The 12589-nt window shown below is 50.9% G+C and carries 11 protein-coding genes; all 11 read right to left on the reverse strand.

The genetic code is table 11. From position 1 onward, the window contains the following. Nucleotides 1-62 precede the first annotated feature (62 nt). Nucleotides 63-956: a 4-hydroxy-tetrahydrodipicolinate synthase gene (gene dapA, locus DWX84_RS06260; protein ID WP_005857419.1), complete on the reverse strand. Its 894-nt coding sequence runs from the start codon at nt 954-956 to the stop codon at nt 63-65. A gap of 52 nt (nt 957-1008) precedes the next feature. Further along, nucleotides 1009-1530, reverse strand: coding sequence for a hypothetical protein (locus DWX84_RS06265; RefSeq protein WP_036612725.1), 522 nt, complete (start codon nt 1528-1530; stop codon nt 1009-1011). Further along, nucleotides 1531-3525 carry an NAD-dependent DNA ligase LigA gene (gene ligA / locus DWX84_RS06270; RefSeq protein WP_121960731.1) on the reverse strand — a complete coding sequence of 665 codons (1995 nt, stop codon included), beginning with the start codon at nt 3523-3525 and terminating at the stop codon, nt 1531-1533. It lies immediately after the preceding gene. 1 nt (nt 3526) lies between these two features. Beyond that, nucleotides 3527-4510 (reverse strand): PCMD domain-containing protein, encoded by a 984-nt coding sequence (locus tag DWX84_RS06275; RefSeq protein ID WP_008772341.1) that lies wholly within the window; start codon nt 4508-4510, stop codon nt 3527-3529. Between the two features lie 36 nt (nt 4511-4546). Next, nucleotides 4547-5650, reverse strand: coding sequence for a sulfotransferase (locus DWX84_RS06280; RefSeq protein ID WP_005857428.1), 1104 nt, complete (start codon nt 5648-5650; stop codon nt 4547-4549). A 3-nt stretch (nt 5651-5653) separates the two neighbouring features. Further along, a complete protein-coding gene (gene cysN, locus DWX84_RS06285) occupies nt 5654-7096 on the reverse strand; it encodes a sulfate adenylyltransferase subunit CysN (protein ID WP_005857430.1) in 1443 nt (480 codons plus the stop codon). 12 nt (nt 7097-7108) lie between these two features. Beyond that, nucleotides 7109-8017 carry a sulfate adenylyltransferase subunit CysD gene (gene cysD, locus DWX84_RS06290; protein ID WP_048928417.1) on the reverse strand — a complete coding sequence of 303 codons (909 nt, stop codon included), beginning with the start codon at nt 8015-8017 and terminating at the stop codon, nt 7109-7111. 8 nt (nt 8018-8025) lie between these two features. Then, nucleotides 8026-8637: an adenylyl-sulfate kinase gene (cysC, locus tag DWX84_RS06295; protein WP_005857434.1), complete on the reverse strand. Its 612-nt coding sequence runs from the start codon at nt 8635-8637 to the stop codon at nt 8026-8028. Beyond that, the gene (locus tag DWX84_RS06300) at nt 8625-10178 is read right to left on the reverse strand and encodes an SLC13 family permease (protein ID WP_036643784.1); all 1554 of its coding nucleotides are present in this window, start codon (nt 10176-10178) and stop codon (nt 8625-8627) included. Before DWX84_RS06300 ends, cysC begins: the two co-directional genes overlap by 13 nt. 246 nt (nt 10179-10424) lie before the next feature. Further along, nucleotides 10425-11234 carry a 3'(2'),5'-bisphosphate nucleotidase CysQ gene (gene cysQ, locus DWX84_RS06305; RefSeq protein WP_121960733.1) on the reverse strand — a complete coding sequence of 270 codons (810 nt, stop codon included), beginning with the start codon at nt 11232-11234 and terminating at the stop codon, nt 10425-10427. 53 nt (nt 11235-11287) lie between these two features. After that, nucleotides 11288-12583: a TolC family protein gene (locus DWX84_RS06310; protein WP_008772350.1), complete on the reverse strand. Its 1296-nt coding sequence runs from the start codon at nt 12581-12583 to the stop codon at nt 11288-11290. Nucleotides 12584-12589 lie beyond the last annotated feature (6 nt).

The raw sequence follows: 12589 nt of genomic DNA on the forward strand, positions 1-12589 counted from the left end.
ACACATGAAGCCCCTTTTGTTATCCTATATAAATAATAAGAATCGTTGCCGTTAAAAGCGGATCAGCACTTAATGCTCAACTGTCGCAACACCTCACGGATCTTCTCATACGTGACGATACGTGTAGGAACCAAAGGCAAACGAAGCTTATTCTCGATAAAGCCCATCATATTCAGCATACTCTTCGCTCCGGCAGGATTTCCATCCACGAACAACAGGCTGAACAGCTCCGTGAAGCTGTGATGGATCGTACGTGCGCTATCATAATCACCCGCCAAGGCCAGACGTACCATACGGCTAAACTCACGAGGGAAGGCGTTACCGATCACGGAGATCACTCCCACCGCACCTAATGTCATTAAAGGGAAAGTAATACCATCGTCACCGGAGATCACGTTGAAACGGGCCGGCTTGTTCTTGATGATATCATCCATCTGGGTGATATTGCCGGAAGCCTCTTTCACGGCGATCACGTTATCGAACTCACGGGCGATACGAAGCGTAGTCTCGGCCGTCATGTTCACACCCGTACGCCCCGGTACGTTATAGAGTACGATCGGTAAATGAGTAGCGTTGGCGATCGCCTTGTAATGCTGGTAAATCCCTTCTTGGGAAGGCTTATTATAATAAGGTACGACCGAGAGGATAGCGTCGATACCCTCGAAATTATCGGTCTTCAATTTCTCGACAACCGACCGTGTACAATTACCTCCCACGCCTAATACGATAGGGATACGGCCCCGTACACGAGTCACTACCAAGCTTATAATGTTTTTCTTTTCTTCTTCCGTAAGTGTAGGGGTTTCCGCTGTAGTTCCCAGCACTACCAAATAATCCGTACCGTTCTGCACCTGATAATCCACCAGCTTGCCTAACGCCTCGTAATCTACACTCTCATCTTCCTTGAATGGCGTGATCAACGCCACACCCATTCCTTTTAAATTTATGTCTGCCATGGGGAAAATATTCCTTTTTGTTATTTAGCACTGCAAAAATAAGGAAATTATATCATTTAGCACGGATGGAACGCAAATAAAATAATATCTGTCCGAATAAATACTGAATATCGTCCTTATCTGTTACAGTCAAGCCTAAGTCGTACCATTCTTGGCCCGGATACTTAATCCCGACCTTGAAGGCGGATGGATGCCGGAGAGCGATGTATTGCAAGGCATAACAACCCGGCCGGGTGATATCGATCAAGATATCCGCCTTGAGAGCGCCCACCTTTTTCAAGACACTATCGGAAGGGAATCCCCACGCGTTGAGATCGTTCTTTATATGTACAGGAATATTGGAATCATCGAAAGGAATATCCGCTCCTCCGGACGGCACATATACACACGTCTTGATGTCCTTCTTCGCCTTGCGCAAAGGCTCCAAGGCCCTCATGACGTCCTCGTGATCCTCTATATTATACAAGACCAAAAGCGAACGTGCCTCATCCAAGGAAAGGGAACGATGCGGACGCCCCCCGGCATCCGACACTAAAGCCTGTATCTTCTTCTTGATAAAATAATTCGTAAACATTTATTCCAGCATATTTAAGAACGCATCCTCGTTGATAATCTTCACACCCAGCTTCGCCGCTTTCTCCAGCTTGGCCGGTCCCATATTCTCGCCGGCAAGGATATAATCGGTCTTCCCCGAGACGGAGCCGCTATTCTTGCCGCCATGTTGCTCAATCATCGCCTTATACTCGTCACGTGAATGCTTGGAAAATGTCCCGCTGATCACGATCGTCAATCCTTTCAACTTCTCGGAACGGTTCGCCAATTGCTCTTCGGAAACCGTCATCCGCAAGCCCTGTTCCTTTAATCGGTTCACCAACGTACGGTTCTTCTCGTCCGAGAAATAACTCAATACACTCTGGGCGATCCGCTCGCCGATCTCGTCCACGGCTACCAAATCCTCTAAAGACGCCTGCTCCAATGCCTCGATCGAGTGGAAAGCCGAGACCAAGCGTTTAGCGACCGTCTCTCCCACGAAACGAATCCCCAGACCGAACAAGACCCTCTCAAAAGGAACTTGCTTGGATTCCTCCAGACTCGACATCAGATTCTGGGCGCTCTTCTCCGCCCACCGTTCCAGACGCAATAAATCGGCAACCGTCAACGTATATAAGTCCGCCGAGTCTTTTACATAACCGGCGTTGTACAAATCCTCCACCGTTTCCGGGCCTATATTGATATTCATCGCCTTCCGGGTCACGAAATGCTCTATACGCCCCTTGATCTGAGGAGGACAGCCCGACTCGTTCGGACAGTAATGTGCCGCCTCTCCCTCCGGACGCACCAAAGGAGTCCCGCACTCCGGACACACACGGATAAAGCGGACCTTATCCCCCATCAGCATCGAACGAGCCTCCACGTTCACTCCCACGATCTTCGGGATGATCTCCCCGCCTTTCTCCACATACACTTGGTCGCCGATATGCAAGTCAAGCCCCTCGATAATATCGGCGTTATGCAAGGAAGCCCGCTTCACCACCGTCCCCGCCAACAATACGGGCTCGAGGTTCGCCACCGGAGTGACCGTCCCCGTCCGTCCCACTTGGAAAGAGACCGAGTTCAAGCGAGTCTCGGCACGCTCCGCCTGAAACTTATAAGCGATCGCCCAGCGAGGGCTTTTCGACGTAAAACCTAAGTTCCTCTGCTGACGAAGCGAGTTTACCTTCAACACGATTCCATCCGTCGCCACGGGCAGGTTCTTACGTTCCACATCCCAATAAGCGATATAATCGAATATATCCTGTAGGCTCTGGCATTTACGGATCACGTCCGGAATCTTAAAACCCCATGCGCGAGCCGCCTGCAAATTCTCATAATGCCCTTCGGCCGGCAGGTTCTCACCCAATAAATAATAGAAATAAGCATCCAGCTTACGGGAGGCCACGATAGCCGGATTCTGCTGTTTCAACGTACCGGAAGCGGCGTTGCGAGGATTGGCGAACAAGGGTTCCTCCTGCTCCTCCCGCTCCTTATTCAAGCGATCGAACTCCGCCCAAGGCAGCAATACCTCGCCACGGATCTCGAACTCCTCCGGAAAATCAGAACCCCGGAGTCTTAATGGAACCGAACGGATGGTCTTGATATTCGCCGTCACGTCATCACCACGAGTGCCGTCGCCACGGGTCACGGCACGCGTCAAGCGTCCTTTCTCATAGGTCAAAGAGATAGAAGTGCCATCATATTTAAGCTCCGCCACAATCTCGAAAGGCTCATTCAAGGAGCGGACCGTACGATCATAAAAATCTCGGATCTCATCCTCGGAGTACGTATTACCCAACGAAAGCATCGGATATTTATGTACCACTTGCTCAAACTCTTTCGAGAGGTCGCTCCCCACCCTCCGGGTCGGGGAATCCGGATCGGCGAACTCGGGATGCGCCGCCTCCAGTTCCTGCAACTCTTTCATCATCTTATCAAACTCAAAGTCTGATATTGTCGGTGCCGAAAGCACATAATAATTATAATTATGCCGCTCCAGCTCATCACGCAGGGCTTTTATCTTTGCTTCGACCATATTAGTATATTAATTCTACGTTGTCTATCCAAAACGTATTTCCCGGAGAGCCGATATAGGCCCCTCCGTGGCTGGAGGTGAACTGCAACACCATATGCGTAGGTGCCTCGCCCGGCTCCGCCCAGCCTACCTCTTGGATAGGAACGCTTTTTCCTTTACTATTTAACGTATAACGTTCCTCTACTTGTATACGCATATACGGTTTATATTCGGGTTTGGATGTTATATTTCCATAAAGGATCGGGTAAGTAGCGTCATTTACCCAATCAGGGGTAGATTCCGTATAGCGTTGCACCATCGTACCGACCCGCTTGGAATAAACATTCCCTTCCGCGTCTTCCCATCGTTTCTGCAACAACAAGATCACCGCCAAGGAATCCTGCCCGGCCACCGTACTCTTACGGCTGAACCCCGTACTACGTACCCGATTCTTCTCGGGAGCGGCTTTCACCTTATAATCAAACCGCAACGCTTTCGGCTTCTTGGAGAAAGGCACTCCTGATTGTAACATCGCTTGAGGGTTTTTTGTTCCCTTGATCGGCTCATGCACCGTACCCAAGAAAACGGAGCCGGCGGCGATCACCTCGATATCCACCAAACCGAAAACCTTCACGCTCTCATAACGGGTCTCCATGCGGGCGCACATCCCATCCCCCCGTTTCTCCGGGAAAACAGACGTATTGGTTTTCACCACTCCCGCCACTTTCGCCATCACGTTGGAAGTAGCCCACGGAGAACCGCCCATATTACGAAACGCCGTATTACCGACAATCGTATCCGAGGGCCCCAGCTCATAAAGCCATTTCGTATTTCCCCCGATAATGCCAGACTCATGAATCTCACGGACAATCCAATTATCCATGTCTCCATAAGCGAAGGGCACCACATTCTCCGATGTCACCCCATCCCCGTCCGCGAGAACCACGGACAAAGGCATACAAGCGATTGCCAAAAATAACGCTTTCTTTCTTAAACTCAAACCCATCCCTCTATCAATTTAATACCTATCTAACCCTTTTATTTATAAGCTATAGCCCCATTCCTTCAAGGCCATGCCCCAATTTTCCTCTACGAGCCGGACCGTACGATCCTCGTACTTGTATTGGTTCTTCTTGTAGCCCTTCTTCTTGCCCAGATACTTCTCTATATCCGCCTTAGACTCCTTAAAGCCGGGTAAGTTTAATGACCCGTAAATATTTTCCGTCATGGCGAAAGCGTCTTTCTCGAAATCCTCGAACTTCACTTCCACCAGATTGCCTTCCGGTATCAGGTGCTTCTCTTCCTCGTACTTGTAGAAAAGACGGCGATATACCTCGATGAAGTTCGCCTCGATCTGCTCGTTCGTGATATCCTGCAAACGCAATGGCTGGATCGTATTCGTAAAGAAACTGCGGGTACTCTCGAATACCGTATACGGATTTCGCTTCAAGTAGATGAACTTAGCGTTCGGGAACATCTCCAGCAATGTCTTCACACGCCCCGTATGCGGTGGGTTCTTGCTCAAATACTGCGTACCGTTCGTATTCCAGAGGGAAACCTTAACCAGACGCATGAAAGTATCCATGAAGATCCGCCGCTCCTCCTCCGTGATATCGTTAAACAATAAGTAACGATCGCAATACTCCATCCAGCGTTTCGGGAAGAACCAGAAATTATAATATGTATAAGGCATCATGTTCGACAAGGCGAACTCCTCCTCTTGCGGAAGATCCACCTTCAACTCCATATTATCGGTCGGACGCTTATCCGGCATCAAGAAAGCCATGTTCTTCTTGAAGAAAGGCTGCCCCCAGAGCATCAGGTGCGGGAATACCGTCTGGTACGTCGTGGTATAACCGAAATGCTTATCGCAGGCGAAGATGTTATGAACAAAAGTCGTACCACTCCGCCAATGCCCCAAGATAAACAAGGGGTCCATCTCGAGCGGCTTATCGGCCAATTTCTTGAACCGGCTATCCTCGATCGGCTTCAAGGCGCTCAACAGGCGGCAAACACCGGTCGTAAGGCGATACTTACCCTTAAAGCCCTTGTCTATCTGCTGCCGGGCCGTCACCTTCCTGAACGTATCCCAATCCGCCCCGACCAACGTATTGATCGGTAGCTTATCAAACTCCAACAATCCCATATCCTATCGTTTTTCCGTTATACATTTCACAGATACGCCCTGCCGGCCCAACTCCTCACAAACCTTACGGATCGCCTCATAATGCTCCTCTCCGATTCCCATCTCCGGGAGGTTCAAGGTAGCCAAAGCGTCTTCCGTCACCATATCTTTAGCGTCCACACGGTCGATGATCATACCCACGGCGGACGTATTATTCGTAATCGGATCGATCAAGATAAACGAGCCGGTCTGCTTATTCCTCCTATACGGATCGAAGAACAACTCCTTGCCGGTAGTAAATACCACACGGCCGATCTCGTTCAGCTCCAGATGATCCACGGAAGACTGCTCCATCGTGTTCACGTTCACCTTATAGCGGATACTATCCACACGGGCACGTGTCGTATGAGTGGTCTGCTTGATGTAGAACTGCTTGTTCACGTCCATGGCTTCCTCATCCATCCACACCAGCATGGCCTCGAAATTACGGTCGCGGATCGGCAAGTTATCCGGGTGCACCAGCATCTCCCCACGGGAGATATCGATCTCGTCCTCCAAGGTGATCGTAATACATTGAGGCGGGAAAGCCTGCTCCAACTCACCCTCGTAGGTGACGATGCTCTTTACCTTCGAGGTCTTCCCGGAAGGCAACGCCATCACCGTATCTCCCTTACGCACGATACCGCTAGCCACCTTGCCGCTAAACCCACGGAAATCCAGATTCGGGCGCAACACGTATTGCACCGGATAACGGAAGTCCTCGTAGTTACGATCCAAGTCGATAGGCACGTTCTCCAGATAATCCAATAAAGACGTACCCTCGTACCAAGGCGTACGATCACTCTTCTCCACCACGTTATCGCCATCCAAGGCCGATAAGGGGATATACGTGATATCCGGGATATCCAGCGGCTCCACGAAACGTTTATAATCCGCCACGATCCGGTCGAACGTATCCTTGTCGAAGTCCACCAAGTCCATCTTATTCACGGCCAGTACCACATGCTTGATCCCCAGCAAAGATACCAGATAGGTGTGACGGCAAGTTTGCGTGATCACGCCCGTGCGGGCATCCACCAAGATGATCGCCAGATTCGCCGTGGAACCACCCGTGATCATATTCCGGGTGTACTGCTCGTGCCCCGGGGTGTCGGCGATGATGAACTTACGGTTGTTCGTGCTGAAATAACGGTAAGCCACATCGATCGTGATACCTTGCTCACGCTCGGCCTTCAAGCCATCCAGCAACAAAGCGTAGTCGATATGCTCGCCGGCGTTGCCCATACGCTTGCTGTCACGCTCCAAGGCATCCAACTGATCCTCGTATATTTTCTTACTATCAAACAGCAATCGGCCTATCAAGGTCGATTTGCCATCATCCACCGAGCCGGCGGTCAAGAATCTCAGCAGGTCCTTCTGCTCGTCCTTATCTAGGAATTCCTTTATATTTAATTTTGTATCTGCCATGTCTCTTCTGTGTTAAAAATACCCTTCCCGTTTCTTCTGCTCCATACTAGCGTCTTGATCGAAGTCGATCACACGGGTCGTACGCTCGCTCTTCGTCGTGGTCATCATCTCCTCCACGATTTTCTCGATCGTATCCGCCTCGCTCTCCACGGCGCCGGTCAGCGGCCAGCAGCCCAACGTACGGAAACGGACCATACGCATACGGATCTGGTCCCGGTATTGCTCCGGCAAGCGGTCGTCGTCCGCCATGATCAAATTACCGTCGATCTCCACGCACGGACGCTCCTTGGCGAAATACAGGGGAACGATCGGGATATTCTCCAGACGGATATATTGCCAGATATCCAGCTCCGTCCAGTTCGATAGCGGAAATACACGGATGCTCTCGCCCTTATGCACACGGGCGTTATAGATATCCCACAACTCCGGGCGCTGGTTCTTCGGGTCCCATTGATGGAACTTATCGCGGAACGAGAAGATACGTTCCTTCGCACGGCTCTTCTCCTCGTCACGACGGGCGCCGCCGAAAGCGGCGTCGAACTTATATTTATCCAAGGCATGAAGCAAAGCCTGCGTCTTCATCAAGTCCGTATGCACCTTGCTTCCATGCGTGAACGGGCCCACGCCCGCGTGGAAAGCCTCCATATTAGACTCCACGATCAAGTTCCAGCCGAATTTCCTCGCGTAAGAATCACGGAACTCTATCATCTCCTTAAACTTCCATTTCGAATCGATGTGCATCAACGGGAAAGGAACCTTACCCGGAGCGAAAGCCTTCTCGGCCAGACGGACCATCACGGAAGAATCCTTCCCGATGGAATAAAGCATAACAGGATTCTCGAACTCGGCGGCTACCTCACGGATGATGTGGATAGACTCGGCCTCCAGCTCCTGTAAATGACTTAACTTGTAATCAGACATATCTTTTTTCAGTGTTTAATTTCTACTTTCGGTACGATCAACTCCAACAACCGGTTCACGGATTGCTCCACGCTCAATACGGAGGTATCCAAGGACAGGTCCGGACGCTCCGGTGCCTCGAACGGGGCGGAAACCCCGGTAAACTCCTTGATCTCGCCTTTCCGGGCCTTGGCATACAGGCCTTTCACGTCACGGCGTTCGCACTCGGCGAGCGGCGTACTTACGTAAACCTCCAAGAAATCCGCTTTACCGATGATAGCGGACGCCATCTCTCTCAACTCATTGTTCGGGCTGATAAAAGCCGCTATGGTTATAACACCCGTATCGACAAACAGTTTACCCACCTCGGCGATCCGGCGTATATTCTCCACCCGGTCCTCCGGCGAGAACCCGAGATTATTGTTGATACCACTACGGATATTATCCCCGTCGAGGATGCGGCAAAGCAATCCCCGTTTATGCAACTCACGCTCCAAAGCGATAGCGATCGTGCTTTTCCCCGAGCCACTCAAACCCGTGAACCACACCATCACGCCCCTTTGCCCCAAAAGCGCCTCTTTATCCTCACGACCCAGCATACGGTCGAAAATCGGATAGATATTATTTTCTAAAACTTCCATATCATAGGTATTACAAACACGGAGATCAAGAACGTGATCAAGTTCAAGGGCAAGCCCACCTTCACGAAATCCGTGAACTTATAGCCTCCCACGCCTTGTACGATCAGGTTGGTCTGGTAGCCGATCGGCGTACTGAAACTAGCCGACGCCGCCATACAGATCACGACAAAGAATGGGGTCGGATCAACGCCTAATTGCGTAGCTACCGACAAAGCGATCGGGAAGCTCAATGCCGCCGCAGCGTTATTCGTGATCAACTCCGTAAATATATTGGTAATAATAAATAGAATCGCCAGCAACGCATACGGCCCCAAATTGTCGGCCATACCGATTATATGGCGGGCTATCATGGAGGCAAAGCCGGAATTCTCCATGGCCTTGCTGATAGCGAAAGCGCAAGCGATCGTTATCAAGATATCCCAAGAAATGTATTTCGTGTATTTTTTAGGCGGGAAAAGCTTCGTCCACGCCATGATGATTGTCGTAATACAGACAAAGAAGAACATATCCAAGCGCATACTTGGAACGGCCTCTTTCACGACTGGCAACTCTCCTACCGTCGCCCCCGTAATCATAAAGATCAACAGTCCTAAAGCCAGCCAACGTTTCTTCTTCGATACCGGCTCCGTTGCCTCATTACCATTCGCCAACATCAAGAAGACACTAGACTCACCCCATGTAGGGATAAAAGAATCGTCCGCCCACAACACCAAGGTATCGCCCTCATGCAATACCACCGTATCCAGATTACGGGTAAAACGCTGTCCGCCGCTTTTCACCTCTTTCACGATCGCCCCGTAATGGCGGGTAAAGTTAAACTCTCCCAAGGTCTTGTTGATACCCGGGAAGCGTGCGCCCAGCACGGCCTCCACCCGGTGGAAATTCCCGGGATTCTCATCCTCCCCGTCTTCGGATACCGTATCCGTCCTCGAGTCCGGAAGCAGTTTATTCGAGAAAGCGAACAAATATAAAATACCGGCGATAGCGATAAAAATACCGACTTTCCCCAGCTCAAACATCGTAAAGCCCTCATATCCCGCCTCCAGAATCATGCCGTGCACCACCAGATTCGTAGAAGTACCGATCAAGGTACATATACCGCCCAATATCGTGACATACGAGAGAGGGATCAAGAATTTCGTGGCCGGAAGCCTCACCGCCTCCGCCCATCGCTTGATGATCGGGGCAAAAATAACCACCACCGGCGTATTATTCAGGAACGCCGACACGAAAGCCACGGGCGGGAGCATCCTCGCCTGCGCCTTGAAGACGGTGGTCTTCCCCTCGGGAAGCAGTTTCTTGATCAATTGGCCTAAAGCCCCGCTCTGCCGCACTCCCTCACTGACAAGGAAGAGCATGGCTACGGTTATCATCCCTTTATTGCTAAAGCCCTCCAGCATCTCCTTGGGAGTAAGAATGCCTACGCAGAGAAAAAACACGACCACTGTCAGAAGAACCATTCCCGGCCGCATCTTATCCCATACCAAGGCTGCGATCATGCCGATCAGGGCCAGCAACACAAACACTATATCAAAATTCATGTATTTACTTTTAAGAGCGCAAAAATAATAAGAATACTCAAGTGCGCACTCCTTTCGCTAACCTATTTTTAGGATTATATGGGATATAGACCAATAATGATTGATTCTGGGCCAACTTATATTCTTACAAGGTAGTCTTCTAAATTTCGTTCATAACCAAATAAACAAGAATGCATTGTACGGCTTGTAGAGACGGAGCATGCTCCGTCTCCCACCGCTGACAATAACTTAAAATACACATCCCCCTCACTTCACGATAAACCACGGATTATGCAAATCTTCCTTGTTATAGCGAAGCGGGGTCTTGCCGTCGATATGATATATGTCGCAACCGGCAGACTTGGCGATGGCGTGGCCGGCGGCGGTATCCCACTCCATCGTCGGGGCGAAACGGGGATAGATATCGGCCGAGCCTTCCGCTACCAGACAAATCTTCAGGCTGCTGCCGCTACTGATCAACGTAACGGGCTTTCCCTGCTTGCGGAGATTATCGATGAAAGCGGTGGTCTCCTCCGTTTGGTGAGACCGGGACGCCACTACCACGACTCCTTGATGCGCCAGCGCTATCGGCAAATGTATCGCCCGCTGCTTCATCTCGTCCATCGAGGGCTGGCTACTGCTATCGATTCCCGTAAACTTATAAGCACCCACAGAGGAGGAGGCGAAATACAACTCCTTCCGGACGGGCACATAAATGACGCCCAACACGGGCACACCCTTCTCCACCAAGGCGATATTCACGGTAAACTCGCCGTTTTTCTTGATAAACTCTTTGGTACCGTCCAGCGGGTCCACGATCCACAGCGTCTCCCATTTGGAGCGCTCCTTGAACGGGATCTCCTTTCCTTCCTCGCTTAAGACCGGAAACGGGGTAACGGACAAAGCGTTTGTTATCAATCGATGGGCCGCCTTATCCGCCTTTGTCAACGGCGAGTTGTCTGCTTTTCTCTCTATCCCGAAGTCTGATTCGGGGTCGTTATAAATATCCATGATCGACTTGCCTGCGTCTACCGCGGCACGGATCGCTATGTAAAGATAATTGGCGTAGCTCATCATCACTTCTCGTTTTATTATTTGTTAATAAGCAAATATATGGAAAAAAAAATAAATTAACGCCCTGTCGCCTGTAAATATTCCGTACGTTTGATCAAATAAGCCGTATAATCACCCGTATACTGGTCACGGCTTTGCTGGAGGAGCGATTGGGCGTCCAGAAGATCGCTCAGCGTTACCGTGCCCGCCTTATAATAGTCCGTATTAAGGCGGACATTCTCCTCGGCCGTCGCTATGGACTCCTCCGAGAGCTTGACTTGCTTATAAGACTCCTCCAGCTCGTTCCAAAGCTTCCGCATTTGCACCAACAGAAGCTCATTGGCGTTTTGGCGGGAATACTCGGCCGCCTTCACCTGAAGCTTTTGCTTCCGGATGGCGTGCGAGCCGCCCCACCAATCACTGATCGGAATCGCTACGGTAGCGAAAACCATGCCGAACGGACGGTCCTTATCCAGTAAGTTGTGATACATATACCCGGCTCCGATCCCCACGGTGGGCAAGTATTGCCCAACCTTCAGCTTTTGTTGAAGACGGGCGGCCTCCACGTTCTTCTCCAGCAATTTATAAGAGAGTGTCGTAGGGAGCGCCTCCTCATGGCTCACCCGGTAAAGCTCCGGGGAGGGCACCTCGGCGGGCAGCGTGAAATCGATCTCGAAATCATCTTCCCCGATACCGATATATTGAGCCAGCACCATCTTGGAAAGGCGCAAGCCGTTCTCCACCCGCAGGCGGTCGCTCGCCACGCCGTTCTTTTTCAACTGGACTTGCAGTAGGTCATTACGAGTCGTCACGCCGGCGCCGACCGCTACCTCCACATCCTTATAAAGACTCCCCACCAAGGATTCCACGATCTCGATCGTCCTTAATTTCTCGTGAAGGGAGATCCATTGCCAGTAATACCGCTCCACCGTCAGGGCTACCTCATCCTCGGATTGGCGCATCTGGTAACGGCTCACCTCGAGCGCCAAGTCGGCCAGCTTATTGCCGTTCACGATCTGTCCGCCGGCGAACACGGGCTGGATAGCGGTCACCCCACCCAGCAAGCCGTCATCCATCATCGACAACTCGAGAAGGCCCGGTATCACGCTCATATCCATCATCCCGTGGTTCGCCTTGAATGCCGTTCCCACGGCACTGACATTCGGGAAGTATTTCGTAAAGGCCTCCTTTTTTCCTTCCCTCGCCTCTTCTACGTCCAAACGGGCGTTCTTCATCTTCGCGTTATTCTCCAAAGCCATTTCCCGGCATTCTTCCAGCGATAATGTCCGCTGGGCGCTCACGGTCCCCACGCATAAGACGAGGGAACCGACGATGCCATATATCCATCTTTTTATCATCTCTTTTTTCCGCATATATTC

Origin of the sequence: Parabacteroides sp. AF21-43, assembly GCF_003635435.1 — a bacterium.
In the GTDB taxonomy this organism is placed as follows: domain Bacteria; phylum Bacteroidota; class Bacteroidia; order Bacteroidales; family Tannerellaceae; genus Parabacteroides; species Parabacteroides distasonis.